Origin of the sequence: Arthrobacter sp. B6, from assembly GCF_001663775.1 — a bacterium.
In the GTDB taxonomy this organism is placed as follows: Bacteria; Actinomycetota; Actinomycetes; order Actinomycetales; family Micrococcaceae; genus Arthrobacter.
Genome location: NZ_KV467169.1, coordinates 988,011 through 1,013,363, shown reverse-complemented (window position 1 = coordinate 1,013,363; position 25,353 = coordinate 988,011). Strand labels below are relative to the sequence as shown.

The following is a 25,353-nucleotide window of genomic DNA, read 5'->3' as shown; positions in this document are numbered from 1 at the left end:
CAGGGCGCCCGGGAACCCTACACTGGAGCCATGGAAACCGCATCAGTGCTCGCAGTCTGCCGCGTCCACCAGCTCCTTCCAGACGAAGGCAGCGTGGGAGTCACCGCCATCGACAAGCGGCCGGTGGAGGGTCCCCTCAAGGTCCACAAACTTGGCCTCCACGGTGATATCCAGGCGAGCCGGATCCACCACGGCGGCGAGGACCAGGCCGTCTACGCGTACTCCCAGGCGGACGCCGACTACTGGGCGAACGAGCTGCAACGGGACCTCCCGCCGGGCATATTCGGCGAGAACCTCCGCGTTGCCGGCATTGAAACCACCGGGGCGGTGATCGGGGAACGCTGGAAGATCGGTCTCGACGTCGAACTGGAAGTCACATCGCCCCGCACGCCCTGCGCCGCGTTCCAGCGCCGGATGGGGGAGCCGCAGTGGGTCAAGCGCTTCACTGACGCCGGACGTGTGGGCACCTACCTCCGGGTGATCCGGACCGGGACCATCCAGGCCGGCGACTACATCCATCGCCTGTACGTCCCGAAGCACGGCATCACCATTGGCAGGTGGTTCAGCGACCCGGACCTGGAGATCATGGAGGCGCTGCGGGATGCCGAAGCCGACGGCGAGATCCGCCTGCAGCCCGAGTACCACGACAGGTTCGAGGCCATGCTCAGGCGCGTGGGGAAGTAGCCAGGCCGGGCCGTCAGGTGCCCGGTCCGATCGCCTGCCCGGGTACCTTGTTCGGCGGAAACCGACGTGGATGTGCGCAAGCTCACCGCCGCCGTCGGGCGTTAATTAACTCCTGGGGGGATCTGTGCCTTACACTTGAAACATCCCCCACTCCGGAAATCCCTTTATTCTGCCCAATTTTTGAGGCAGGACTGGCAAGTGTTGGGGCCCGCAAGTGAAGCGGGCATTTTCATAGGGAGAGCCGGCTAAAGAAAACGCTGTACAGACTGCTGGGATAGCAGCCAAGAGATGCAGCGGGAAGTCCTGCCACGGGATTGCGAAAGCGCCGGACTTCTACGTGACCGGCCGGTCAATGTTTGCCCGGCATCCACGGCACATGTACTGCGGCTCCGCTCACCTCGGGTAGTGCCGCCTGGCCCCCTATGGATGAGGAAACTTCCCTATGCCCGAAAATCAGAACGACGCCGCCGCTGAAGCGGTAACCGCCGAAACCGCCGCCATCGAATTCACCGAGGCCGCTGTTCCCGCAGCCGAGACCTCCGCTGCCCCCGCCGGCGAACCGGCCGTTGAAGCCGCAGCTGAGCCGGCCGTTGAAGCCGCAGCTCCCGCCGCTGACACCGCAGCGCCCGTGGCCAAGGCCGAGGAAGCGCCCGCCGCCAAGGTTGAGGAAGCGCCCGCCGCCAAGGTTGAGGAAGCTCCCGCAGCCAAGGTTGAGGAAGACGAAGAAGAGGGCATCAAGTTCGCCGATCTGGGCATCGACGGACGCGTCCTTGCCGCCCTGCAGGATGTCGGCTACGAGAAGCCTTCCCCCATCCAGGCAGCAACCATCCCGCTGCTGCTCGAAGGCCGCGACGTCGTGGGCCTCGCCCAGACCGGAACCGGTAAGACTGCAGCATTCGCAGTACCGGCACTGTCACGCCTGGCCGAGCTCCACGACCTCAACGGCCCGTCCCGCAAGACCCAGGCCCTGGTGCTGGCTCCGACCCGCGAGCTGGCGCTCCAGGTTGCCGAGGCCTTCACTTCGTACGCCAAGCACATCGATGACTTCACCGTCCTCCCCGTCTACGGCGGCTCCGCCTACGGTCCCCAGCTCGCCGGCCTGCGCCGCGGTGCCCAGGTTGTTGTTGGTACCCCCGGCCGTGTGATCGACCACATCTCCAAGGGTTCCCTGGACCTGTCCGAACTCCAGTACCTGGTGCTGGACGAGGCCGACGAAATGCTGCGCATGGGCTTCGCGGAAGACGTGGAGCAGATCTTCCAGCAGACCCCGTCGGACCGCCAGGTGGCACTGTTCTCGGCCACCATGCCGAGCCAGATCCGCCGCATGTCCAAGCAGTACCTGAACAACCCGGCCGAGATCTCGGTGAAGTCCAAGACCACCACCGGCGCGAACACCCGCCAGCGGTACCTGCAGGTTATGGGCCCGCACAAGCTTGATGCCCTGACCCGCATCCTCGAAGTTGAAGAGTTCGACGGCGTTATCGCCTTCGTGCGCACCAAGATGGCTACCGAGGACCTGGCTGACAAGCTGAAAGCGCGCGGCTTCCAGGCTGCGGCCATCAACGGCGACATTCCGCAGCAGCAGCGCGAACGCACTGTCGACGCGCTGAAGGAAGGCCGCATCGACATCCTGGTGGCCACCGACGTCGCGGCCCGCGGCCTTGACGTGGAGCGCATCAGCCACGTGGTCAACTACGACATCCCGCACGACACCGAGTCCTACGTCCACCGCATCGGCCGCACCGGCCGTGCAGGCCGTTCCGGCGATGCCATCCTGTTCATGACGCCGCGGGAGAAGTACCTGCTGCGTTCCATCGAGAAGGCAACCCGCCAGCCGGTGGAGCAGATGCACCTGCCCACGGCCGAGACCGTGAACACGCTGCGCCTGGGCAAGTTCGCCGAGCGCATCACCGAGACCCTTGAGTCCGAGGACGTTGCCGCTTTCCGTGACCTCATCTCCTCCTACGAGGAAGAGCACAACGTTCCCGCCTCGGAGATCGCTGCTGCACTGGCTGTCATGGCCCAGGGCGGACAGCCTTTGCTGGTCAAGGAACTGCCTGCGGCTCCCGAGTTCCAGAAGCGCGAACGTGCCAAGGACGGCTTCGGCTCCCGTGGCCCGACCCGCTCGCTCACCGAGGGCAACGCGACCTACCGGATCGCCGTCGGACGCCGCCAGCGCGTTATGCCGGGCTCCATCGTGGGCGCCATTGCCAACGAGGGCGGCATCTCCTCGGCCCAGATCGGTGGCATCGACATCCGCTCGGACCACTCCCTCGTGGAGCTTCCGGCGGACCTCAGCGCCGAGCAGCTGCGCGCACTGTCCCGCACCCGGATCGGCGGCGAGCTGATCCACCTCGAGCTGGACAACGGCCGCAAGCCGTCCGGCGGCGGCGAGCGCGGCGGATACCAGGGCAACCGTGGCGGGGACCGCGGCGGTTACTCGGGCGGCGGCGACCGCGGCGGTAACTTCAAGGGCAACGGCGGGTTCAAGAAGGAATTCCGCAAGAGCGAAGGCGGCGCTGCTGACCGCGGCGGCCGCTCGTACAGCGAGCGTTCGGAGCGCAGCGTTGGCGCCGACAGCGGATCCAGCCGCGGCCAGGCCAGCGATTCCCGCTTCGGCGGCCACGGTGACGGCTCACGCAAGCCGCGCCACGGCAACGAGGGCGGACAGCGTGACTTCAACCGCAAGGGCAAGTGGTAACCGTCAGCTAGCCTGACACCTGCTCCGATGGGCCGGCTTTCGAGCCGGCCCATCTGCATTTAACGCACGACGCCGGGCTGCCGCACCGGGTGCCCAGCGCCGGGACGCGAGTGCCGCCGTCGCGCTTTACAGCTGCCGGGGAGCGCTGGTACTAGGACAAGGCGGATTTCCGACCTACCATCGAAGGGCTACCAACGGCGTAGTTGCCGGACTTCCGTGAAGGACAGGCCGGCACGGCACAGTGGAAGGCATCACCAGTGGGATTCCTGGACGACCTGAAAAAGAACCTCGGCCTTGCAGACAAAGCAGCGCAGAACCAGCCAGAGTCCGGACCCGGAGTCGACGCAACTGTCACGCGCAGTTCCAGCGCCGAAACGCCCGCCGAGGCGCCCGGGGAGGTCCCGGAGTCCACCCACCAGGAAGACGCGGCCGCCCGCGCAGCCGAGCAGCGCCAGGCTGCGGACGAATCGGCTGCCGCCCAGCAGGCCACGGCGGCCCAGGCGGCTGCTGACGCCGTTGTGAACCATCAGGCAGATGCTCAGACGGTCGACGTGCCGCCGGCGGCCGAAGCCGTGGTGGAGCCCGTTGCCGAGCCCGAACTGGCGGAACCGGTTCTGGCGGAGCCGGTACTGACTGAACCTGTCGCTGCGGAGGCCCCCTCAAGCGCTTCCGAGGTGGTTGTCGAACAGGGGGACACGATGCGTGGAATCGCAACGCAGTACGGCGTCGACCTGGATGAACTGATCGCCGTCAACGCCCGTACAGTGCCGAATCCGGACCACATTTACCCCGGACAAGTGCTTCACCTGCCCTAGTTTCCGACGGCGGGCCGAGGCCACAAAATGCCTGCCGTTGCAACTGTTTCGGCGCCCCGGGACCGGCCCCAGCGCCGATTTGTTGGTGGCGAAATCTTCCGGTAGAGTATTTACTCGTTGCCCCCCTAGCTCAGTGGTAGAGCGCGTTCTTGGTAAGAACGAGGTCACCGGATCGATTCCGGTGGGGGGCTCTGGATGAGGGCCTGTGTCAAGGCGGTTTTGACCGGCTTGGCGCAGGTTTTTCTCATTCGTGGCGGTGTAGCTCAGTTGGTTAGAGCGCACGACTCATAATCGTGAGGTCGGGAGATCGAGCCTCCCCACCGCTACATGGAAGAACCCCCGGATTCCTTGAGAATCCGGGGGTTTTTCGGTTAATAGTGCCTTGGGGCTATTGCACCAGGACACCAGGGGTCCGGGGCCATGAAGGCGGAAAGCGGACGTTAGGTGTCCGGCCAGAGCCGCGGAGCCCGCTTAGCGGCCACGTCCTCGATCCAGCCGATTGTGAGGAAAAGGACGGCAAGGAGCAGCCAGATGCCGGCGAACAGGGTCCACTCGCTTTCCAGCAGCCAGGGTATGGCGTCGCCAATCTGGTTGTTGGCGTAGAGCGTGTCGACGATGATGTACATGACCGACAGCAGCAGAGTGTGCCAGAGATAGATGGTGACTGCCCTGTTGTTGATGAGGGTGACTGGCTTGTCGAGGAGCCTGATCGGCCGGGGCATCGACTTCCAGGATGGCGAGACCCGCAGGAGCATCGCGCAGAAGCCGAGGGCATACAGGCCATTTGCCCCCCAAATGTTGTTCAGGTCCCAGCCCTCCTCCTCAAGGTGGGGTGCGGCCCAGAGGAGGCCCAGGGCCATCATCACGGGCCCGGCTGAGAAAACGATCCATCGCGGGATTCTGCGCAGCATGCCGGAGTAGTGGGCGAAGCCGAGAACCCAGCAGGAGCCGTAGGTGGCGAAGTCGCTGACGCCACTCTCCGCCCAGACCGGAAGCGTCACCCAACCGGCGGCGATGGGCATCAGGAGTCCCAGAGGCGCCGCCAGAGTGATCCATGGCAGCCGGCGGAACGCCGCGAGCATGAGGGGCGACAAAAGCATGAACCAGAAGTAGGCACGGATGTACCAGAGGATGACTCCGGCCTCGTGAGCCCAGAAGCTGTCGATCGGACCTCCGTCTGAGCCGTCCGGGTACGGCGGGTCGCCGAGCGGGACGAACCAAAAAAGGATTTCGGGCCAGGAGCGGCCCTCTTCCTGGTCCGGACTCCAGCCCTGCCAGAACAGGAGCAGCAGAACTGTGGCGCTGTAGACCCACAGGGGCAGCAACAGGCGCCGGGTCCGGCTTTTCAGAACAGCCAGGGCAGGCCGCTCAAGGGAGCGCGCCATCAGGGATCCGGCGAGGGCGAACATCACGCCCATGGAAGGGAAAACCAGGCTCAGCCATGCTGCGGTGAAGGTATGGTAGGCGACAATCCGGATGAGGGCGATCGCGCGCAGCAGGTCCAGGTACCGGTCGCGGCCGGACGGGCCTGGGGCGGGCTGGCCCGGGGTGACCTGGTCCGGTCCGGCACCACGTCCAAGGGCGGCGGGGGGTGCGGGATTTGTGCTGGCTGTCGGTTTCTCCATCGCCTGGTCCCTTTGCTGGTGCCTGCAGCCCCTGAACGGCGGACGCAGGAGACGCTACGGTCAACCTGTACCCGACGGTATCAGCGGCCGCGTCCGAGGGCACCGGTTCGGAGTACTCGAATTTTCGGCAGGGGGCTACCTGTTTGCCATCCCACCCCGGAAAGCGTGACAAGTTCCCCGTTTGGCCGTAGCTTTGCGGCATCTGACGAACGGGGATATCGGTGGACTTCTTTGAGACAATCATGTTTCCGTTCAAGTGGCTGGTGTCCTTCATCATGGTCGGTTTCCATGAGGGGCTCAGTGGCATCGGCATGCCGGCGGCGGACGGCTGGACGTGGACGCTGGCCATCATCGGGCTGGTGCTGGTGATCCGTGCCGCCCTCATCCCCGTCTTCGTCAAGCAGATCAATGCCCAGCGCCGGATGCGTCTGCTGCAGCCGGACCTGAAGAACCTGCAGGACAAGTACAAAGGCAAAACTGATCCGCTGTCCCGCCAGGCCATGGCGCAGGAGCAGATGGCGATATACAAGAAGCACGGCACCAACCCGTTCTCGGCCTGCCTGCCGTTGCTGATCCAGACGCCCTTCTTCTTTGCGCTGTTCCAGGTGCTCGCAGGCATCGGCACCAACGCCAGGGAGGGGCAGGGCGTCGGTGCCATGAGCCACGAACAGGTGGTGCAGTTTGACCAGTCCAGCATCTTCGGCGCCCCGCTGTCCGCGTCCTTCCTGCACGGTACCGGCGGTGATCAGGTTGCGGTCACAGTGCTGACCATCCTCATGATCCTTGCCATGACGGCGGCACAATTCATCACGCAGAAGCAGATCATGGCCAGGAACGTGTCAGAGGAGGCGGCGGAGAGCCCGTTCATGCAGCAGCAAAAGGTGCTGCTCTACATCCTGCCGATTGTGTTCGGCGTGGGTGGCATTATCTTCCCGATCGGTGTCCTGATCTACTGGACGGTCAGCAACTTCTGGACCATGGTCCAACAGTTCTTCGTCATTGGCCGTGAGCCGGGCCATGGCTCCGTCGAGGGGCGGGGTGGCGGCGCATAGGTGTGGCTGGGCCGGGATCCGCCCCCCTTCGTCCCACCCAGGCCCACCCCGGCTGCCTCGTCCGGCCGGCGTCACCCCAATCCCTGCGGATCCCAGCCAAGCCTTCGGCTGAGTTCCTTCGCCGCCCGTTCAAGGGCCGCCAGGATGGTGTCCTGCGTGGCCGACTTCGGCGGGGGAGCAACAGGGGCCTGGGTGCTGTAAGCAATGGTCACGGCGATCGAGGCCACAGTCCTTCCGCTCCTGTCCCGGACAGGCTTGGCAACGGAAGTCAGCCCTTCTGTCACCTCGCCGAACTCACGGGCGAAGCCCTGCCGGCGGGCAACGTCCAGCTGCCGCATCAGCTCGGCGTACGAGTCCGGCCCCCGGCCGGTCCTTTGGACGAATGCGAAGTTTGGCGGAAACAGGGCCCGCAGCTGCTCATTCCCCAACCCCGCCAGTATCACTCTCCCGGAGGCCGTCAGGTGGGCAGGGAGGCGCACGTCCTTGGCGGTCACCAGCGGCGCTCGCATGGGGGCGGTCTGCTCATGGATGTACAGCGTTTCGTGGCCGTGCAGGACAGCCAGGTGGGCGGTTTCGCCGAGTTTGAGGACCAGGCGTTCCAGGACAGGCCGCCCGTACCTTGCCAAGGGCGCCTGGATGCCAAAGGCCTGGCCGATCTCCAAGGCGGCGAGCCCCAGCGCGTAGGCCTGCTCCTCCGGAATGTGGGTGACATAGCCCAGCGACTGCATTCCCCTAAGCAGCCGGAACGTCGAGGATCTGGGTGCTCCCACTGCCTCGGCGATCCGGGCGGCAGGAACCGGGGTCGCCTGCGTGGCGAGGTAGCTCAGGATGCGGAGGGAACGCAGGGAACTGTCCGTTTCGCTGCCCATGGTCGCCTCCTGTGAGTTGAATCTCATATGTGAGACTGCATCCTGCGCAATTCCATTGTCCTTCCTGACGGTTCGCGGTGCGATGGAACTATTCAAAGAAACGGCCGCGTCCACGACGGAGAGCGGCGAAGATACCAGGAGACAAACCGATGGCCATCACCTCGGAGGCACCGCGCACCGCATCGCGCCATATGTGGAAACTGTTTGTGTACAGCGGAATCGGGGCGTTCATGTTCTTCGTTCCGCTGACGATCGCCGGCAGGAACACCATCATGTTGGACCACATCGTCACCTTCCTCCAGGCGAGCATAGGCCCGGTGCTGCCGTACTATGCACTGGCAGTCATAGTGGCGGGAGCGGTGTATCCCTTCGTCACCGGTACCTGGAAGAAGTCCGTCGTCGAGATAGTGTTTTCGCTGCTCAAAGTGATGGGCATGATCGTCGGTTTCATGATGGTGTTCCGGGTGGGCCCCGCATGGCTGTTCGAGCCGGGCATGGGGCCATTCCTGTTCGAGAAGCTCGTGATCCCGGTGGGCCTGTTGGTCCCCATCGGCGCCGTTTTCCTGGCGCTTCTGGTCAGCTACGGTCTGCTGGAGTTCATCGGCGTGATGGTCCAGCGGGTCATGCGCCCCATCTGGCGCACCCCGGGGCGCTCCGCGATCGACGCCGTCGCCTCTTTTGTGGGCAGCTATTCCCTTGGCCTGCTCATCACCAACCGGGTCTACAAAGAGGGCAAGTACACCGCCCGTGAGTCGGCCATCATCGCCACCGGATTCTCCACCGTGTCCGCCACCTTCATGGTCATCGTGGCCAAAACCCTTGACCTGATGGGCCAGTGGACCGCCTATTTCTGGATTACTTTCCTGGTGACCTTCCTTGTCACGGCCATCACTGTCCGAATCTGGCCGCTGAACAGCATCCCGGACGTTTACCACCCGGAGGCAACGCCGCAACCGGAGGAGGACGTCACCGGCCGCCGCTTGTCCGTGGCCTGGCGCGAAGCCCGGGAAACAGTGGCGTCTGCCCCTTCGCTTGCCGTCAATGTCTGGACGAACGTCCGGGACGGCGTGCTGATGGCGATGGCCATCCTGCCGTCCATCCTGTCGATTGGCCTGCTGGGCCTGGTACTGGCGACGTATACGCCGGTCTTCGACTGGCTGGGTTACCTCTTCTATCCCTTCACGTGGGCGCTCCAGCTGCCCGAGCCGATGCTCGTGGCCAAGGCCAGTGCGGTAGGCGTTGCGGAGATGTTCCTGCCGGCACTCCTGGCAGTGGATTCCGTCCCGGTGGTCAAGTTCGTCGTTGGTGTTGTGTCTGTTTCCGGCATCATCTTCTTCTCTGCACTGGTGCCCTGCATCATGGCCACGGACATCCCGATTCCGCTGTGGAAAATGGTGGTTATCTGGTTCCAGCGGGTGGTCCTGACCCTGATTCTGGTAACACCGATCGCCTTCCTCCTGTTCCCTGCATAGTGTCCGCCGGCTCCGGGTCTCCCATCCCCTGAACAGGGAGCAGGGCCTGTCCAACCGCCCGTGGCAGGGGGCAGAATGGGGCGCATGGCTCAGCTGACGTACACAGGCATCACTTCGCTGGACGGGTACATCGCGGACCGCGAGGGCAACTTCAGCTGGAGCGAGCCGGACGAGGAGGTCCACGCCTTTGTCAACGACCTGGAGCGGGAAGTCGGCGCGTACCTCTTCGGGCGCCGGATGTATGAAGTCATGGCTGCCTGGGAAAGCCTCGGCGGCAACGGCGAGCCGGGCTACATCCAGGACTATGCCCGCATCTGGCAGACGGCGGACAAGGTGGTTTACTCCACCACATTGACCACCGCGTCCACAGCCCGGACCCGGATCGAGCCCGTCTTCAATCCGGAAGCCATCCGGCAGCTGAAGGAGAGCAGCAGCCGCGAGATCGGCGTCGGCGGCGCCACCCTGGCCGCCTCCGTCCTTGCGGCCGGGCTCGTGGACGAGTGCAGGCTCTTTCTCAATCCTGTGGTGGTGGGCGGCGGCAAGCAGTACCTCCCGGACGGGCTGGGCCTGAAGCTGGAACTTCTCGAGGAGCGTCGGTTTGGCAACGGTGTGGTCTACCTTCGTTACCGCACCCTCCCGTGATGCCGGAAGTCCTGAGCACGGCTGAAACCGTCGCCGCCATGCCCCTGCCGCTGGACGCGAGGGGCAGAATAGGTCCATGACCCGCATCGCGATTATCGGCGGCCACGGAAAAGTGGCCCTCCTTCTGTCAGCCCTCCTCACGGAGGAAGGCCATACGGTGACTTCCTTCATGCGCAGCCCGGACCACGCCGGCGATGTGGCCGCAACCGGCGCAACGCCGGCGGTCCTGGACGTTGAACATTCGACGACGGCGGAAATCGCCGAGGCGCTCAGGCACCATGACGCGGTGGTCTGGTCCGCGGGCGCGGGCGGCGGCAACCCGGCACGCACATATGCGGTAGACCGGGATGCCGCGATCCGGTCGATGGACGCAGCGGCGGAGGCCGGCGTCGGGCGTTACATCATGGTGTCCTATCTCGGTGCGCGGCGGGACCACGGCGTCCCGGCGGACAGCAGTTTTTTCGCCTACGCCGAGGCCAAGGCCGCCGCCGATGAGTACCTGCGCGGCACCCGGTTGGCGTGGACCATCCTGGGGCCAGGTTCCCTGACGGACAAGCCTGGGACTGGACGAATCGACGTCAACCCCGCACCCGGGGAGGGTGGCAGGGAAACGTCGCGGGGCAACACGGCGATTGTGGCGGCAGCGGTGCTGGACCTGCCGGAGACTGCCGGCAGGACGATCGAATTCCGCGACGGCACCCTGCCGGTGTCCGCCGCGCTGCAGCCGCGAAGCTAGCAGCCCCGCCGAAGCGCGAACGTACACTTGTGGCCCTAAAACGCCGCGGATTTGGGGCTACAAGTGTACGTTCGCGCCATTTCGCGGAGAGGGGGTCAGGCCTGGGCCGTCAGCTCCAGGTCCAGGCTGTTTGCCTCCACGTAGTCGAGGGCGCACCGGACGGCGCCAACGGTGACTATCGAATCACCCAACGGGGAGACCGCCACGCGTGGGGGAGTGGCGGTGAACTCCTTCAGGCGTTGGGCGATGGGCTCAAGCAGCACCCCGGCGGAGTTGGCCACGGCGCCACCAATGACCACCAGTTCGGGGTTGATGATGGTGGCCACGGCCCCGATCACCCTGGCCATCCGGTCGGCCAGCCGGTCAAGGATCTTCAGCGCCACGGCATCGCCGGCCGCGGCGGCCGCGAAGACCTGCTCTGCTTCTGCGCCCTGGGCGGCGTACTCCCGCAGTGAGGTCCTGGCTTTGCCCGCCAGCGCCTCAGCGGCCCAGCCCCTCGCCAAAAAGGCTATGCCGAACATGTCTCCCACTCCCTCCACCATCTCGAGGAAGGCGAGCTCGCCGGCGCCTCCGCCGCGGCCGTGCAGCAGCCTCCCGCCGTCGATTACTCCCGACCCAAGGCGTTCACTGGCGAGGATGACCACGACGTCGTCCACACCGGCAGCGGCGCCCTTCCAGCGGTCGCCGAGGGCGGCCAGGTTCGCGTCGTTTTCCAGCAGTACCGTCCAGCCCCGCCGGTCACGCAGTGCAGACTTCAGGTCGACGTCGAACAGGCCCCAGAAGTGCTGCGTCACCAGCACCTCGCCGTTGCGGTCCACGGGCGCCGCAATGCCGGCGCAGACGGCCAGAACGGAGTCGGGTGTTGCGCCTACGCCCTGCAGCGCCATCATGGCGGTGCGGTCGATGACCGAGATCCGCTCTTCGGCCGTAATTTCGGCGTCCGCGAACGGCTGGCTGGCCCTGCCCAATGACTTCCCGCGGAGGTCGGCCACCACCACGGTGGCCTTGGAGATGCCCACGTCCATGCCCAGCACGTAGCCGGCGCGTTCGTTGAGCTCAAACCGCCGTGCCGGCCTGCCCTTCTGGTAGCCGCCAAATTCCCGCTGGTTCTCCAGCTCCCGGATCCAGCCGCGCTGCATGAGGTCCTCACAGACAGCAATCGCTGTGGCGCGGGTGAGTCCGGTTGCTTCCATCACCTCGGTGACGGTCACAGCGTCCGACGTGCGCATGAAATCCAGGACAGCTCCGGCGCTCACGCGCCGCAGCAACTGCGGTGTTGCCGCGGACATTTCAGACATGGTGTTGACCTCTCTGTGCTTTGCACCACATAATACTTGAGGAACTAAATTTAGATTCCAAATTAACAACTCCAAGCCTGGTTAACCGGACGGCCGCCGACCACCGGGCCGCGTTTCCAACCCTTCATTCAGCCTTTTGCAAAGGAGCAACTGTGAACTGCATCCCGAAGCACTGCCCGCCCTCGCCCCGGCCGCGCCACTCCGCCACGTCGGCCCCTGCCCGGTGAACGCCTCCGTGCCCGCATCACTGCCCAGCAGGCGTTCCCTGCTCCGGGCTGTCGGCCTGGCCGGGGCAGCAGCCGTCCTTCCCCTCACTGGCTGCGGCGCCGAAGCCGGCCGGCAGAACGGCGTCACCACCCTGCGTTTTATGCAGAACAAGCCCGAGGTAGTGGACTACTTCAACCAGGTAATCAAGGACTTCGAAGCGCTGAACCCGGATATCCGGGTGATCCAGGACTTCAACGAGGGCAACTTCGTCCCCGGCCTGGTCCGGAACGATCCGCCCGACGTCGTGACCCGCGGCTTCGCCCAGGCCACCGCAGACTTCGTGAAAAAGGGCATTTTCGCCGATCTCGCCGACCTCCCTGCAGCCGCCACCATCAACCCGGAGATGCAGGAACTCATCAGCTCCTGGGGCCGGTACAGCGGCAACGAGACCAGCGCCCTGCCGTTCTCCGTCGCCGCGGCCGGCGTCATCTACAACAGGGACATCTTTGACGCCAACGGCGTGGCTGTCCCCACCACCTGGGACGAATTCGTGGCAGCCTGCGAAACCTTCAAGGCGGCAGGCATCGCACCAATTTACGGGACCTACAAGGATCCCTGGACCCTCGCGCAGGGCATGTTCGACTACGTGGCCGGCGGCTCGCTGGACGTGGCCGGGTTCTTCGCGAAGCTCACGGCCACCGGCGCTGACATCAGCACGGCCGCCCCGGAATCATTCACCAACAACTTTGGCCCCGCACTGCCCAAGATGCTGCAGTTGGCGTCCTTCGCCCAGGGCGGTGCCGAAAGCAAGAACTATGCGGACGGCAACGCCGCGTTCGCCAAAGGCCAGGCAGCGATGTACCTGCAGGGCCCCTGGGCTCTCTCCCAGCTCATCGCCGCCAACCCGGGAATCCGGCTTGGAACCTTCCCCCTGCCCGTCACCAACAACCCGGAGGAGACCAAGGCGCGGGTCAACGTGGATATGGCCCTGTCCATCACCCGGAACACACCGAACATGGCAGCCGCGCAACGATTCGTCGGCTACCTGCTGGAACCGGCAGTGGTGAACACCTACAACGAAAAGAACGCAGCCTTCTCCCCGCTCAAGGACGCCCCGGCCGTGACGAATCCGCAGATCAGCGGGCTCAACCACTCCATCAAGGAAGCCCGCTATTTCCAGGGCGCCGTCACGTACTTCCCGCCGTCGGTGCCGGTCAACAACTACATCCAGTCGTTTGTGTACAGCCAGAACGGCGACCAGTTCCTCTCCGCGCTCGACGACGAATGGCGCCGTGTCGCCGAGCGGACGGCGGCCTGATGCCCACCACGATTCCAGGAGCCCCCATGACCACAACTTCCCTGGCGGCCGAGGCAGCCCCGTCCCCGCGCGCAGACTTCGCCGATTCGCCGGTGATCCGGTCCAGGCGCCGCATCGACCCCACCTACTACTGGATGGTGGTGCCGGTCCTGGCACTCTTCGCCTTCTTCATCACCCTCCCCGCCCTGGTGGGTGTGTTCTTCAGCCTGACCAACTACGCCGGCTACGGCGACTGGAAGTTCATCGGGCTCTCCAACTACGTCAACATCTTCAAGGACCCCGCCGTCCTGCAGTCGTACATCTTCACATTCGTCTTTGCCCTGACCACCACCGTGGTGGTCAACATCGTGGCCCTGGCCATCGCCCTGGGCCTCAACGCGAAGATCAAGTGGCGCACCGGGATCCGCACCGTATTCTTCATCCCCATGGTGCTTTCGGCCCTTATCGTGTCCTTCGTGTTCAACTACCTGTTCTCGAACACGCTTCCGGTCCTGGCTGAGAGGTTCGGATTCACCCCGCTGGCCACCAGCATCCTGGCCAACGAAAACCTGGCCTGGCTGGCCATCGTCCTGGTCACGGTGTGGCAGGCGGCGCCCGGCGCCACCATCATCTACCTCGCCGGCCTGCAGAGTGTCCCAGCCGAAATCTACGAAGCCGCAGACCTGGACGGGGCCGGAAGCTTCCGCCAGTTCCTCAACCTCACGCTGCCCCTCATCCTTGGCTACCTCGTGATCAACGTCATCCTCGGCTTCAAGGGATTCCTGGGGACCTACGAGATCATCGTGGGACTCACCGGAGGCGGGCCTGGCATGGCAACCCAGTCAGTGGCCATGCGCATCTTCTCCGGCTTCACGGGCGGGGACTACTCCTACCAGATGGCCAATGCCGTCATCTACTTCCTGATCACCTTGCTGATCTCCGTCATCCAGCTGCGCCTCATCCAGCGCCGGGGGGTATCTCTCTAATGGCTTCATCGACACTGACCCGCCCTTCGCTCCCTGCCACCAAGGCCCCTGCCAGGAGCCGCACGTCCGGCCGTGAAGGCTTCAAGATCAACTGGTGGCTCACGGCCCTGATGCTCGTGGCATCCCTGACCGTCCTGCTTCCGCTGTACTTCACCGTGGCCATGGCACTGAAGTCGCCGGACCAGATCGGCACCGGGACCGGGCTTGCCTGGCCCACCCCGATGAACTGGGAGAACTTCGCCGCAGCGTATGTGGCCACCAACTTCCCGCGAGCGTTCATGTCCACGGCCTTTGTCACGGTCTTCAGCGTCCTGGGCTCGCTGGCCTGCAGCTCGCTGGTGGCCTACGCCATCGCACGGAACTGGAACCACCGGTTCTTCCGCGGTTCCTTTGTGTACCTGCTCTCGGCCATGTTCATCCCGTTTCCGGTCATCATCCTGCCCCTGATCAAGCAGACTGCACTCCTTGGCCTGGACAACCCTGCCGGCGTCGTCTTCCTGCACGTGCTGGGCGGTATTTCGTTCAACGCGCTGCTGTACATCGCCTTCGTCCGTTCCATCCCGGTGGAACTTGAGGAATCGGCGCGGATGGACGGCGCCACCACCTGGCAGGTGTTCCGCAAGATCATCTTCCCGCTCCTGGCTCCCATGAACGCCACGGTGGGCATCTTCGCCTTCCTGGGCTCGTGGAACGACTTCCTGCTGCCGCAGATGATGATCGCGGACCCGGCGCTGCAGACCCTTCCGGTGGTGCAGATGCTGTTCCAGGGCGAATTCAACACCAACTACAGCCTCGCGTTCGCGTCCTACCTGATGGCCATGGCACCCACCCTGGTGGTTTACATCCTCGCCCAGCGTTGGGTACTGTCCGGAGTAATGCGCGGGGCCGTGAAATAGCCAGAACAATCCACCCGGCAACAACAAATCAAACAAGAGAAAAGGATCATCCTTTGTCCACCACTGCCACTCTGGCAACCCTGTCCGATTCTGACCGCCTGGCCGATCCCAACTGGTGGCGCCAGGCTGCGGTCTACCAGATCTACCCGCGCAGCTTCGCCGACTCCAACGGCGACGGCATCGGTGACATCAAGGGCATCACGGCCAAGGTCCCGTACCTGAAGGAACTGGGGATCGACGCCGTGTGGCTGAGCCCCTTCTACCCCTCGGCCCTGGCCGACGGCGGCTACGACGTGGACGACTACCGCGACGTGGACCCCAAGCTGGGAACCCTGGCGGATTTCGACGAGATGTCCACGGCGCTGCACGCCGCCGGCATCAAGCTGATCGCCGACATCGTCCCCAACCACTCCTCGAACCGGCACGAGTGGTTCAAGGAAGCACTCGCCTCGCCGAAGGGCTCCGCCGCTCGTGAGCGCTATATCTTCCGCGACGGCAAAGGGCCGAACGGCGAGTTCCCGCCGTCGGACTGGGACTCCGTATTCGGCGGACCCGCGTGGGAACGCATCACCGAGCCTGACGGCACCCCCGGCCAGTGGTACATGCACATCTTTGCGAAGGAGCAGCCGGACCTGAACTGGTCCAGCCGCGAGGTCCGCGACGACTTCCTCAAGACCCTGCGATTCTGGTCCGACCGTGGCGTGGACGGGTTCCGCGTGGACGTGGCCCACGCCCTCACCAAGGACCTCACCGAACCGCTGCTCTCCAAGCTGGAACTCAGCGCGGCCAATACAGGCACCGACGGGTTCGACGACGGCTCGCACCCCTTCTGGGACCGCGACGAGGTGCATGACATCTACGCGGAATGGCGCGAGGTGTTCAACGAATACAACCCGCCGCGCACCGCCGTTGCCGAAGCCTGGGTGCACGCCACCCGCCGAGCCCGCTACGCCAGCCCCCAGGGCCTCGGCCAGGCGTTCAACTTCGACCTGCTCCAGGCCGATTTCAACGCCGACGATTTCCGCGAAGTCATCACGCACAACCTTGCCGAAGCCGCCGCCACCGGTGCGTCCTCCACCTGGGTTTTCTCCAACCACGACGTCGTCCGGCACGCCACGCGGTATGGCCTGCCGCAGACGGCCGCCGGAAAGAAGCACGCAAAGGGCCAGGACGGCAAGGACTGGCTGCTGGCGGGCGGCCCCAAGGAGGACCTGGATGTGGAGCTCGGCGAGCGCCGTGCCCGCGCCGCCACCCTGCTGATGCTCGCGGTTCCCGGTTCCGCCTACCTCTACCAGGGCGAGGAACTGGGCCTGCAGGAAGTGGCGGAAATTCCCGACGCCGAACGCCAGGACCCGTCCTTCTTCCGGAACAAGGGAGTTGAGGTGGGCCGCGACGGCTGCCGGGTTCCGCTGCCCTGGAAGGTTGAAGGAACCTCCTTCGGCTTCGGCGACGGCGGCGCGCACCTTCCGCAGCCGGACTGGTTCAGCAAGTACGCGGTTGAGGCACAGGACGGCACGGAAAACTCCACCCTGGAGCTGTACCGCAAGGCCCTGAAGCTGCGCCGGGAACTGCAGGCCGACGAAAAGCTGGAATGGGTGGAGACCGGCAACCCCGAGGTCCTGCACTTCCGCCGCCCGGGCGGCTGGCAGTCGATCACCAACTTCGGGGACACCGCCGTCGAACTTCCGGCAGGAACTGTCCTGGTCACCAGCTCCCCGCTGGAGGACGGCAAGCTGGGCGCCAACGCCACCGCATGGCTGCGCTGACCTAACTCAAGAGCAAGCACAGGTGGCGGGGCCCGGCGGGGCCCCGCCACCTGTGCGTCTGCCGGGACTCATGAAAGAGTGACGCAATGACTGAACACCACGTTCCACCGTCCGCGCAGGAACTCATCTACGGATGCATGGGCCTGGGCGGCAGCTGGTCCGACGAGCCCCATGGCGCCGGCCATGTGGATGAGGCCGCTGCCGCCGTCGACGCTGCGCTGGCCGCCGGGATCACGCTGTTCGACCACGCGGACATCTACCGCAGCGGCAAGTCCGAGGCCGTGTTCGGTGAGGTACTCGCGGCAACGCCCGGCCTGCGCGAGCGGATCCGGCTGCAGACCAAGTGCGGGATCCGGCTCAATGAGCGCGGCCTGGCTACGCACTATGACCTCAGCCGGGAGTCCATCCTGGAGCGGGTCGACGGCAGCCTGAAGAGGCTGCAGACGGACTTCGTGGATGTGCTCCTGCTGCACCGCCCCGATCCGCTCGCGGACGTTGCCGAGGTGGCGGCCGCCGTCGGGCAGTTGCTGGCCGAAGGCAAGGTGCGGGCGCTGGGCGTGTCCAACATGTCCGGCGCACAGATCCAGGCGCTGCAGGACCGGCTTGAGGTGCCCGTCGTGGCCAACCAGCTGGAGATGAGCCTGCTGAAGCGCGCCTGGCTGGAGAGCACGGTCCTGGTCAACCACGCCGAGTCGCTGGATCACGGGTTTCCGCACGGGACGCTGGAGTACTGCACCCGCCACGGCGTTACCCTGCAGGCCTACGGTGCGCTGGCCCGCGGGCTATACACCGGTGCGGGGCCGGAAGACCCGACGGCGGACGAGGCTGCCACTGCCGTGATGGTGGGGGAGCTGGCACGGGAGCACAACACCACTGGCGAGTCCGTCCTCCTGGGCTGGCTGATGAAGCACCCCGCGGGCATCGCGCCCGTGATCGGCACCGTAAATCCCGCCAGGATCGCAGCGTGCGCGGACGCCGCCCGGGTGGCGGAAGCCATGACGCGGGCCGAGTGGTACGGGCTGTGGGTCACCGCGCGGGGCAGCAACATCCCCTGACCCGCCCCAACCAGGTAGCAGCAGATGTCGTTATGAGGGCTCATAGGGACACCTGCTGCTACCTACTTTCACGCAGGCGCAGGACATATCCCGTTTAGTTCGTATTGATCCTCACATGCTGGCCGTTTTCTGCGGCGTGCCGGTTGCGGGGCGGATACGGTAGATACATGACGTCAACCACCGCCACCGAGACCGTACGGCCGGAACGCAATATCCCCGCAGAGATCGCCCGTTCGTGGCTTCTCGTCAATGCCATGAAAACGGAGCTTTTTGACCAGTCGGCCATCTCGCGCGCCGACTCGATCATCCTCGACATCGAGGACGCTGTTGACCCGTCGCAGAAAGACCGCGCCCGCGGCCACGTGGTGGACTGGCTCTCCGGCGGCGGCAAGGCCTGGGTCCGGATCAACGATGCCACGAGTCCGTTCTGGGCAGACGACCTCGCCGGCCTGCGCGGCACGCCCGGCCTCCTGGGCATAATGCTGGCCAAGACCGAGTCCGCTGACCAGGTCACCGAGAGCTTCCACCGGATGGACGGTAAAACGCCGGTCATCCCGCTGGTGGAATCCGCCCTGGGCATCGAGGAAGCCAACAACATCGCCAAGGCACAGGGCGCCTTCCGCCTTGCCTTCGGTTCCGGTGATTTCCGCCGCGACACCGGTATGGCCGCCACCCAGGAAGCCATGGCCTACCCCCGCGCCAAGCTGGTGGTCGCCAGCCGCGTCGGCAACCTGCCCGGCCCCATCGACGGACCCACCGTGGGCACCAACCACCCCATCCTCCGCGAGCAGACAGCCGTCACCGTCATGATGGGCATGACGGGCAAGCTCTGCCTCGCCATCGACCAGACGGCCATCATCAACGAGGTCATCAGCCCCACGCCGTCGGACGTCGCGTGGGCCACCGACTTCATGGCTGACTTCGAGGCCAACGGCCGCGTCATCCGTGACGGCTCGGACCTGCCCCGCCTGGGCCGTGCCGAGAAGATCATGAAGCTCGCGGTAGCTTTTGGCGTGCAGCCGGCGCTCTAGCCGCACCAGTCCAGTTCAGGAGACCCCGTGACCGATACCCGCTATCTGGTGCACGGGGTCTTTTGGGACGGGGAGCCGGCCGCGGGTTTGGAGCACGACGGCGGCAGCCCCGTTCTGCGCCTCCAGTCGCCTTCCGGCACCTTCCGGGAGGTCAGTCTCCACCCGGGTGCGAGGCTCGGCTTCCAGGTGGCCGCCGGCGGAAGGTTCTGCCTGGGCCACCACAAAGTCCACTCGGAGTCCCGCCGCGACCACGCGCCTTGTCCGGCAGCCGCACCGGCTGCCAGGGGCAAGCAGTGCGAGCGCTGTTTTGTGCTGGACGACTCCAGGCTCATCCATGACTTCCACCGCGGCGGCCGCGTGCCGGCGGGCCTGCGGACCTACCTCATGCAGCAGCACTGGCTCTACGTTGCCACGTTCGCCAGCGGCGCCAGCAAAGTGGGAACGGCGTCCCACCTGAGGAAATGGAACCGGCTCGCGGAGCAGGGCGCCGTGGTGGCCAGGTACGTCGCCAAGGCGCAGGACGGTCGGGTGGTGCGGATTCTCGAGGACCTGGTCTCCGCGGAAGCCGGACTTACCCAGCAGGTCCGTTCCGCCGCGAAGGCGGAAGCCCTCGTGCAGCCCTTGCCGGGACCCGGCCTGGATGCCCTGAATGCCCGCCACGCAGCCGCGGTCCGGGCGCTGCTGGCTGGCGCCGCCGTCGAAGGTTTCAGCACTGTCGATGAGCAATGGGTCCGGCCCGCGCAGGCCTCCGGCCTCTGCGGGTCCACGCCGCGCCACGCCTACCCGCACGCGCTCGACGGCGGGCGGCACGGCTTCGGAATCACGGCGCTCAGCGGGACGAACGCCCTCGCCAGGCTGGACGGAACGGACGCTGCCTTCGTGGTGAACCTTGGCCGGCTGGCTGCCCGGACCATCGTGCTGGGCGACTTCGCCTCGGACGTGCCCGCCGTGCAGGAATCACTGTTCTGAGCGTGCTCGGTAGACTTGGACGGTGCTGAACGAATTCTGGAACACCGCGCCCACCGCCTACAAAGTCATGGTCTTCACCGCCATGGGGCTGATCGGCGTCGGAATCATCCTGAACCTCGTCGGCAACACCACGGGAAACCAGGGCCTGGCGACCGCGTCATTGCCGCTGATCGGGCTCGGCCTCCTGTTGCACATCGCCGGTATTGTGGTCCGTGGCCAGGCCATCCGGAAGAAGCTGCGGCGCTGACCCCGCGGCGCCGACTCTTTTCTGTCCGTTGCCGGGCTGGCGATAGGCTTGAAGCCATGACTATCAATCCGGACCTGCAGGGCCGCAGTTACCCTGCCGCAGAGGTATACGACGTCGGCCGCGAGAAGATCCGCGAGTTCGCCCGCGCCGTCAAGGCCACGCACCCTGCCCACTTCGACGTCGACGCGGCCAAGGCCCTGGGCCACACCGACCTGGTGGCGCCGCCCACGTTCGCCATCATCGTCGCGCAGCGCGCCGACGCACAGCTGATCGAAGATCCCGAGTCCGGCATCGACTTTTCCCGCGTGGTCCACGCCGACCAGCGGTTCACCCACCACCGCCCCATCTTCGCCGGCGACCGGCTGGTGGCGGAACTCCACGTTGACGGCGTCCGCGCCATGGGCGGCGGCGCCATGATCACCACCCGCCAGGAGATTTTTGCCCTTGCAGCTGATGACTCGCGTGAGAGCGTCGCCACCACCACGTCATCCATCCTGGTCCGCGGAGAGGGACAGTAACCATGAGCCCCACGTTCAACGAACTCACAGCCGGCCAGGATATCGGCAGCCGCACGGTCGAGGTCAGCCGCACGGACCTGGTCAAGTACGCTGGCGCCTCCGGCGATTTCAACCCCATCCACTGGAACGAGGCCTTCGCCACCGGCGTGGAACTGCCGGGCGTTATCGCGCACGGCATGTTCACCATGGGTGCGGCGGTGCAGCTGGTGACCGACTGGGCGGGCGACCCCGCCGCCGTCGTCGACTTCCAGACCCGCTTCACCAAGCCAGTGCTGGTGGCGGACACCACCGGGACCCCGGAGCCCGGGGCCACCATCGAGGTCAGCGGCGCCATTGGAAAGCTCGACGCCGATGCCGGCACCGCCCGCGTTGACCTCACCGTAGTCTCGGCCGGCCAGAAAGTGCTGATGAAGGCGCAGGCCGTCGTCAGGCTGAGCTGAGCAACAAAGTTCCGGACCGTTCCGCTGAGCTAGGGTTGATGGGTGACCCACACATTGCTTTCTGCCCTGACTACGGCCGCCGTCGGAGGCCCAGCCGGCAAGTTCGTTGAGGCCCGGACCGAGGCGGAGATCATCGAGGCTGTCCGGTCCGCGGACGATGCCGGGGAGCCGCTGCTGCTTATCGGCGGCGGCTCCAACCTCCTGATTTCCGACGACGGGTTCCCCGGCACCGTGGTCCGGATCGCTTCCGAGGGGTTCACCGTCAACGCCGAAGACTCATGCGGCGGGGTGTCCGTGGTGGTCCAGGCAGGTCATAACTGGGATGCCCTGGTGGAGCACGCGGTGCTGCACGCCTGGTCCGGGATCGAGGCCCTCGCCGGCATCCCAGGCGCCACGGGCGCCACGCCGGTCCAGAACGTGGGGGCCTACGGCGCTGATGTGTCGCAGACCATCGCCGCGGTACGGACCTGGGACCGGACCCGGAACGCAGTCAAAACGTTCACCAACTCAGAGTTGAAGTTCGGCTACCGCGATTCCATCCTTAAGCAGACCACTGTGAACGGCTCCCCGCGCTATATTGTGCTGACCGTTGAATTCCAGTTGCCGCTGGGCCGGATGAGCGCCCCCATCCGTTACTCAGAGCTGGCCCGCTCCCTGGGTGTGGACCCCGGCAAACGTGCCTATTCCACCGATGTCCGCCGGGAGGTGCTCCGCCTGCGTGCCTCCAAGGGCATGGTGCTGGACCCCGCCGACCGGGACACCTATTCCACCGGCTCGTTCTTCACCAACCCCATTGTTCCGGCGGACGTGGCAGGACGGCTGCCGGAGTCAGCGCCGCGGTACCCGGCCGGCGCCGACGGGCTGGTGAAACTGTCCGCGGCCTGGCTCATCGACCAGGCGGGCTTCCGTAAAGGCTACGGGCTGGAGGAAGGCAGTGTGTCCGGCGGGCGGGCCTCCCTGTCCACCAAACACACACTGGCAATCACCAACCGCGGCTCTGCCAGCGCCGGCGACATGGTGGCAGTGGCGCGCGAGGTGCGCTCCGGCGTCGTCAAGCGATTTGGCATTGAGCTGCACCCGGAACCGCTGCTTATTGGCCTGGCGCTTTAGTGTCCGCTGGTTGGCCGGCATCACCGTTGCGGCCGTGTTCACCGTCTGCAAGGCGGAGGTTCGCCGCCGTCCCGAGCACTGCCGTGGCCCAGCCGGTCAGGGCGAGGTAGGGGCCCATGAAGAGCCAGACCAGAAGTCCCGGCAGGGACGGATTCCCACCGCCGGCACGGATGCACGCCACCAGGCCGGCGACGGCCACGGCGTGGGACAGGATCCACAGGACTTTCCCGCTGAGGGGATGGTGCTTCCAGTCGCGGTAGATGAGGAGATCCCCTCCGCTGACGCGGATTCCGGGAAACAGGACGGCGTAACCTCCGCCCAGGCTGCAGGCGAGGGACAGGAGCAGCAGGGCAAGTTCTGATTCCCCGTTTGCCGGGAATCCGGTGACGGCCGGAAGTCCCACCGCCACACCAACCAGGACCGAAACGGTCCCTCCCACCATCCATCTTTTTGTTTCGCGCGCGAACAACCGCCACAAACTCCCCAAAGTCATGGTTCTACCCTAGCGGCCAGGCCCCGGGGCCAGGACCAACCCCGGCAGCCCTGAACCAACCGCAGGTGTTCAACCGTGTTGGGGAGTTCGTCGAGAACCTAGGATGAGGGCATGGCAGGAACGTCATCAAAACGCGTAAGCCCCACCGTTATGGGGCGGCTCCGGCTCGCCTCACAGGGACTGCTGGGGACCGGGCTGGGATCCGTCCCGGACGCCGTGCGCTGGATGACGGCGTCCCAGGCCCAGGATCTGCAGGCGGCGCTGTGGGCCGTGGGCCTCCGGGTTCCGGGTGCGGGGCTGATGGACGTTCGGGCAGCACTGGACAGCGGCAGCGTGGTCCGGTCCTGGCCAATGCGGGGAACTCTGCACCTGGTGGCACCGGAGGATCTGCGCTGGATGCTTGGCCTCACCGCCGAGCGGCTCACGCGCAGCATTGCGGGCAGGCACCGGGAGCTGGACATTACGTGGACCGACATCGAAAAGTGCCGCGACATTGCGCTGGAGCACGTCTCAGGTGGCGGGTCCCTTAGCAGGGCTGAGCTGTTCGCTGTCTTTGACGCTGCCGGGCAGCCCACGACGGGCCAGCGCGGGATCCACATCCTGGGGACCTTGTGCCGCCACGGGTGGCTGGTCCAGGGACCGCTCGCCGGCAATCAGCAACGGCTGGTGGCCTTCGATGAGTGGATCCCGGTTTCGCGGCAACTTGGGCGGCAGGAGGGGATCGCCGAGTTTGCCCTGCGCTACTTCCGCAGCCACGGCCCGGCCACAATCCGTGACTTTGCGTGGTGGACGCAGATTCCCCTGACCGATGTGCGCCCGGCGTTTGAACAGGTCAGCGGACAGCTTGTGGAGCTGGAACTCGGCGGCACGAGCTACTGGATGTCACCGGAAACCGCATCACTGCTCGACGACGGTGTGCCCGGGCAGCGGTCCGTCCTCCTCTTGCCCGGGTTTGACGAGTTTCTGCTCGGGTACCAGGACCGGAGCCTGGTGTTGGCGCCGGAGCATGCCAACAAAATCGTCCCCGGCGGGAACGGCGTGTTTAAGAAGACCATCGTGGCCGGGGGAGCGGTGATCGGCACCTGGGCGGCAGCGGGCAAAGGCCGGAGCGCCGCCGTCGTGCCCGAACTCTTTGACGAAGCCAAGCCCCTGGGCGCCGGGGCCAGAGCCGCTTACGACAAAGCCGCCGCACAGTACCTGGCGTTCCTTGCACGCTGACGGGCGAGGCCGCTCCCCGCATGAGCGGCCGTTCCCCGCACGAGCGGTGCTGGGCAGCGCCGCTTATGCGGGCCAGGGCCGCTGAAGGCCGCATCGAGCCGGGGTACCCGGGGACGAAGCCGGCCTTTTCCACATAGAACGCCTCCCCGCTACCGGGGCCACCGGCGGTCAACGAGCCTTGGACGATGAACGTCGACAAGATCCACGCCCTCGTGGACGCATGCTGGCCAGCAGCTCCGGTCGCTTCGACCCGGCAGCTGGGCGCGGCCGGGCTGGATGAACGGGTCCTGACGGCTGCAATCCGGAGCGGAATCCTCCTCCGGCTTCGGCGGGGGGCCTATGTCCGGAGTGGCTACTGGCAAGTTGCTGAACCCTGGACCCGGGACGCCTTGCTGATTCAGGCGCACTTTGAGTCCACCGGAGGATTCTCCCGCTACAGCCATGTCAGTGCTGCCAGGCTCCATGAATGCCACGTCTGGGAGGCCGGGCCCCGGATCCACGTCACCACGCAGTACGCGAACTCCCTGAGAAGTGCTGGAAGAGACGTCCGGACCCACCGGGCGGACCTTCCATCTTCGGAACTGGCAACGCTTTGGACCCCGGACGGCAGGGAGATCCTGACCACCAGCATTGAACGGACTGTCCTGGACTGTGCACTCATCTTGCCGCTGGAACAGGCCGCAGTGATCGGAGACCATGCGCTGCGCAAGGGAGCCACGGTCGAGAGCATGCGTCAAATGCTGGACCGGAGCCCGGCCAAACGCGGGAGCCGGCGTGCCGCGGACCTGTTGGGTGTCCTGGACGGCCGGTCGGAATCGGTGGGGGAGACCCGGACCAGGCTGCTGCTGCGGTCATTTGGCCTGCTGATGTTCATTCCGCAGTTTGAAATCCCGACGCCGATCGGCCGTTTCCGCGCAGACTTCGCCGATCCAAAGACGCGGGTGGTGATCGAGTTTGACGGCAGCGGAAAATACACCGACTACAAACCCACCGAGGAAGTGCTGCTCGCCGAGCGGCGGCGCGAGAACGCGCTGGTGGAAGAAGGCTGGCTGGTCCTGCGGCTTGAATGGAAGCATCTGGCCTGCCCTGCCGAAGTGCGACGGCGGGTGCTGTCCATGATGGACCGGTCCCGGTTCCTGCGCGGACGGGTGCCGCCTTTATGAAACAAAAGCGGCCCTGCCCCACACGAGCGGTGCTGGGTAGCACCGTTCATGCGGGGCAGGGCC

At 65.7% G+C, this 25,353-nt stretch carries 24 protein-coding genes and 2 tRNA genes; 22 read left to right on the top strand and 4 right to left on the bottom strand.

Features of this window, described 5'->3' with window-relative positions; genetic code table 11:
* Positions 1-30 precede the first annotated feature (30 nt).
* From AU175_RS19370 to AU175_RS19350, 5 genes are all read left to right on the top strand, one after another.
* Positions 31-684: an MOSC domain-containing protein gene (locus AU175_RS19370; RefSeq protein ID WP_066293462.1), complete on the top strand. Its 654-nt coding sequence runs from the start codon at positions 31-33 to the stop codon at positions 682-684.
* Positions 685-1,126: 442 nt separating this feature from the next.
* A complete protein-coding gene (locus AU175_RS19365; RefSeq protein ID WP_066293460.1) occupies positions 1,127-3,385 on the top strand; it encodes a DEAD/DEAH box helicase in 2,259 nt (752 codons plus the stop codon).
* Positions 3,386-3,642: 257 nt separating this feature from the next.
* Positions 3,643-4,200 carry a LysM peptidoglycan-binding domain-containing protein gene (locus AU175_RS19360; protein WP_066293458.1) on the top strand — a complete coding sequence of 186 codons (558 nt, stop codon included), beginning with the start codon at positions 3,643-3,645 and terminating at the stop codon, positions 4,198-4,200.
* A gap of 119 nt (positions 4,201-4,319) precedes the next feature.
* Positions 4,320-4,391 (top strand) — tRNA-Thr (locus tag AU175_RS19355).
* A 61-nt stretch (positions 4,392-4,452) separates the two neighbouring features.
* Positions 4,453-4,526: transfer RNA gene (locus tag AU175_RS19350), tRNA-Met, on the top strand.
* Positions 4,527-4,640: 114 nt separating this feature from the next.
* Here the strand turns inward: AU175_RS19350 and AU175_RS19345 are convergent.
* The gene (locus tag AU175_RS19345) at positions 4,641-5,825 is read right to left on the bottom strand and encodes an acyltransferase family protein (RefSeq protein WP_066293457.1); all 1,185 of its coding nucleotides are present in this window, start codon (positions 5,823-5,825) and stop codon (positions 4,641-4,643) included.
* A gap of 221 nt (positions 5,826-6,046) precedes the next feature.
* Here AU175_RS19345 and yidC point away from each other — a divergent pair, with 221 nt between their 5' ends.
* Complete coding sequence (gene yidC, locus AU175_RS19340) at positions 6,047-6,877, top strand: membrane protein insertase YidC (RefSeq protein ID WP_082979289.1); 831 nt, start codon at positions 6,047-6,049, stop codon at positions 6,875-6,877.
* Positions 6,878-6,948: 71 nt separating this feature from the next.
* On the opposite strand, the gene AU175_RS19335 is transcribed toward yidC, so the two are convergent.
* Positions 6,949-7,746 carry an IclR family transcriptional regulator gene (locus AU175_RS19335; protein ID WP_066293453.1) on the bottom strand — a complete coding sequence of 266 codons (798 nt, stop codon included), beginning with the start codon at positions 7,744-7,746 and terminating at the stop codon, positions 6,949-6,951.
* A 149-nt stretch (positions 7,747-7,895) separates the two neighbouring features.
* Here AU175_RS19335 and AU175_RS19330 point away from each other — a divergent pair, with 149 nt between their 5' ends.
* The 3 genes from AU175_RS19330 to AU175_RS19320 all read left to right on the top strand — a co-directional run bounded on the left by AU175_RS19330 (position 7,896) and on the right by AU175_RS19320 (position 10,596).
* Positions 7,896-9,218 carry a YjiH family protein gene (locus tag AU175_RS19330; protein ID WP_066293451.1) on the top strand — a complete coding sequence of 441 codons (1,323 nt, stop codon included), beginning with the start codon at positions 7,896-7,898 and terminating at the stop codon, positions 9,216-9,218.
* A gap of 84 nt (positions 9,219-9,302) precedes the next feature.
* Positions 9,303-9,860, top strand: a complete 558-nt coding sequence (locus AU175_RS19325) for a dihydrofolate reductase family protein (protein WP_066293449.1) — start codon at positions 9,303-9,305, stop codon at positions 9,858-9,860.
* Positions 9,861-9,936: 76 nt separating this feature from the next.
* Positions 9,937-10,596 (top strand): NAD(P)H-binding protein, encoded by a 660-nt coding sequence (locus tag AU175_RS19320; protein ID WP_066293443.1) that lies wholly within the window; start codon positions 9,937-9,939, stop codon positions 10,594-10,596.
* A gap of 95 nt (positions 10,597-10,691) precedes the next feature.
* On the opposite strand, the gene AU175_RS19315 is transcribed toward AU175_RS19320, so the two are convergent.
* A complete protein-coding gene (locus AU175_RS19315; protein WP_066293440.1) occupies positions 10,692-11,894 on the bottom strand; it encodes an ROK family transcriptional regulator in 1,203 nt (400 codons plus the stop codon).
* Between the two features lie 136 nt (positions 11,895-12,030).
* On the opposite strand from AU175_RS19315, the gene AU175_RS19310 reads away from it, so the two are divergent.
* From AU175_RS19310 to AU175_RS19260, 11 genes are all read left to right on the top strand, one after another.
* Entirely contained in the window at positions 12,031-13,419 is a 1,389-nt protein-coding gene (locus AU175_RS19310) for an ABC transporter substrate-binding protein (protein WP_231938655.1), read from the top strand.
* Between the two features lie 26 nt (positions 13,420-13,445).
* Positions 13,446-14,384 (top strand): carbohydrate ABC transporter permease, encoded by a 939-nt coding sequence (locus AU175_RS19305; protein WP_066293437.1) that lies wholly within the window; start codon positions 13,446-13,448, stop codon positions 14,382-14,384.
* Entirely contained in the window at positions 14,384-15,280 is an 897-nt protein-coding gene (locus AU175_RS19300; protein ID WP_066293434.1) for a carbohydrate ABC transporter permease, read from the top strand. The genes AU175_RS19305 and AU175_RS19300 overlap by 1 nt, the downstream gene beginning before the upstream one ends.
* 53 nt (positions 15,281-15,333) lie before the next feature.
* The gene (locus tag AU175_RS19295) at positions 15,334-17,046 is read left to right on the top strand and encodes a glycoside hydrolase family 13 protein (RefSeq protein WP_066293432.1); all 1,713 of its coding nucleotides are present in this window, start codon (positions 15,334-15,336) and stop codon (positions 17,044-17,046) included.
* Between the two features lie 86 nt (positions 17,047-17,132).
* Positions 17,133-18,101, top strand: a complete 969-nt coding sequence (locus AU175_RS19290; RefSeq protein ID WP_066293428.1) for an aldo/keto reductase — start codon at positions 17,133-17,135, stop codon at positions 18,099-18,101.
* A 167-nt stretch (positions 18,102-18,268) separates the two neighbouring features.
* On the top strand, positions 18,269-19,132 hold the full coding sequence (locus tag AU175_RS19285; RefSeq protein ID WP_066293425.1) for an HpcH/HpaI aldolase/citrate lyase family protein: 864 nt from the start codon (positions 18,269-18,271) through the stop codon (positions 19,130-19,132).
* Positions 19,133-19,159: 27 nt separating this feature from the next.
* Positions 19,160-20,101, top strand: coding sequence for a DUF2797 domain-containing protein (locus AU175_RS19280; RefSeq protein WP_082979288.1), 942 nt, complete (start codon positions 19,160-19,162; stop codon positions 20,099-20,101).
* 22 nt (positions 20,102-20,123) lie between these two features.
* Positions 20,124-20,348, top strand: a complete 225-nt coding sequence (locus AU175_RS19275) for a DUF3188 domain-containing protein (RefSeq protein ID WP_066293423.1) — start codon at positions 20,124-20,126, stop codon at positions 20,346-20,348.
* Between the two features lie 56 nt (positions 20,349-20,404).
* On the top strand, positions 20,405-20,866 hold the full coding sequence (locus AU175_RS19270; RefSeq protein ID WP_066293416.1) for an FAS1-like dehydratase domain-containing protein: 462 nt from the start codon (positions 20,405-20,407) through the stop codon (positions 20,864-20,866).
* 2 nt (positions 20,867-20,868) lie between these two features.
* Entirely contained in the window at positions 20,869-21,306 is a 438-nt protein-coding gene (locus AU175_RS19265) for a MaoC family dehydratase (protein WP_066293415.1), read from the top strand.
* Between the two features lie 42 nt (positions 21,307-21,348).
* Complete coding sequence (locus AU175_RS19260) at positions 21,349-22,416, top strand: UDP-N-acetylmuramate dehydrogenase (RefSeq protein WP_066293414.1); 1,068 nt, start codon at positions 21,349-21,351, stop codon at positions 22,414-22,416.
* Here the strand turns inward: AU175_RS19260 and AU175_RS19255 are convergent.
* Positions 22,397-22,909 (bottom strand): hypothetical protein, encoded by a 513-nt coding sequence (locus AU175_RS19255; protein WP_156642472.1) that lies wholly within the window; start codon positions 22,907-22,909, stop codon positions 22,397-22,399. The two genes, AU175_RS19260 and AU175_RS19255, sit on opposite strands and share 20 nt — an antisense overlap.
* Before the next feature lie 111 nt (positions 22,910-23,020).
* On the opposite strand from AU175_RS19255, the gene AU175_RS19250 reads away from it, so the two are divergent.
* Both AU175_RS19250 and AU175_RS19245 read left to right on the top strand, forming a co-directional pair.
* Positions 23,021-24,127, top strand: a complete 1,107-nt coding sequence (locus AU175_RS19250) for a winged helix DNA-binding domain-containing protein (RefSeq protein ID WP_066293410.1) — start codon at positions 23,021-23,023, stop codon at positions 24,125-24,127.
* A gap of 185 nt (positions 24,128-24,312) precedes the next feature.
* Positions 24,313-25,290 carry a type IV toxin-antitoxin system AbiEi family antitoxin domain-containing protein gene (locus tag AU175_RS19245; RefSeq protein WP_082979287.1) on the top strand — a complete coding sequence of 326 codons (978 nt, stop codon included), beginning with the start codon at positions 24,313-24,315 and terminating at the stop codon, positions 25,288-25,290.
* Positions 25,291-25,353 lie beyond the last annotated feature (63 nt).

Excerpts from the sequence above, each read along its gene's own strand:
- AU175_RS19325 (WP_066293449.1), top strand. The coding sequence starts at position 9,303 with ATGGCTCAGCTGACGTACACAGGCATCACTTCGCTGGACGGGTACATC.
- AU175_RS19250 (WP_066293410.1), top strand. The coding sequence starts at position 23,021 with ATGGCAGGAACGTCATCAAAACGCGTAAGCCCCACCGTTATGGGGCGG.
- AU175_RS19365 (WP_066293460.1), top strand. The coding sequence starts at position 1,127 with ATGCCCGAAAATCAGAACGACGCCGCCGCTGAAGCGGTAACCGCCGAA.
- AU175_RS19255 (WP_156642472.1), bottom strand. The coding sequence starts at position 22,909 with ATGACTTTGGGGAGTTTGTGGCGGTTGTTCGCGCGCGAAACAAAAAGA.
- AU175_RS19320 (WP_066293443.1), top strand. The coding sequence starts at position 9,937 with ATGACCCGCATCGCGATTATCGGCGGCCACGGAAAAGTGGCCCTCCTT.
- AU175_RS19335 (WP_066293453.1), bottom strand. The coding sequence starts at position 7,746 with ATGGGCAGCGAAACGGACAGTTCCCTGCGTTCCCTCCGCATCCTGAGC.
- AU175_RS19300 (WP_066293434.1), top strand. The coding sequence starts at position 14,384 with ATGGCTTCATCGACACTGACCCGCCCTTCGCTCCCTGCCACCAAGGCC.
- AU175_RS19265 (WP_066293415.1), top strand. The coding sequence starts at position 20,869 with ATGAGCCCCACGTTCAACGAACTCACAGCCGGCCAGGATATCGGCAGC.
- AU175_RS19245 (WP_082979287.1), top strand. The coding sequence starts at position 24,313 with ATGAACGTCGACAAGATCCACGCCCTCGTGGACGCATGCTGGCCAGCA.
- AU175_RS19370 (WP_066293462.1), top strand. The coding sequence starts at position 31 with ATGGAAACCGCATCAGTGCTCGCAGTCTGCCGCGTCCACCAGCTCCTT.
- AU175_RS19290 (WP_066293428.1), top strand. The coding sequence starts at position 17,133 with ATGACTGAACACCACGTTCCACCGTCCGCGCAGGAACTCATCTACGGA.
- AU175_RS19315 (WP_066293440.1), bottom strand. The coding sequence starts at position 11,894 with ATGTCTGAAATGTCCGCGGCAACACCGCAGTTGCTGCGGCGCGTGAGC.
- AU175_RS19305 (WP_066293437.1), top strand. The coding sequence starts at position 13,446 with ATGACCACAACTTCCCTGGCGGCCGAGGCAGCCCCGTCCCCGCGCGCA.
- AU175_RS19330 (WP_066293451.1), top strand. The coding sequence starts at position 7,896 with ATGGCCATCACCTCGGAGGCACCGCGCACCGCATCGCGCCATATGTGG.
- AU175_RS19270 (WP_066293416.1), top strand. The coding sequence starts at position 20,405 with ATGACTATCAATCCGGACCTGCAGGGCCGCAGTTACCCTGCCGCAGAG.
- AU175_RS19285 (WP_066293425.1), top strand. The coding sequence starts at position 18,269 with ATGACGTCAACCACCGCCACCGAGACCGTACGGCCGGAACGCAATATC.
- AU175_RS19345 (WP_066293457.1), bottom strand. The coding sequence starts at position 5,825 with ATGGAGAAACCGACAGCCAGCACAAATCCCGCACCCCCCGCCGCCCTT.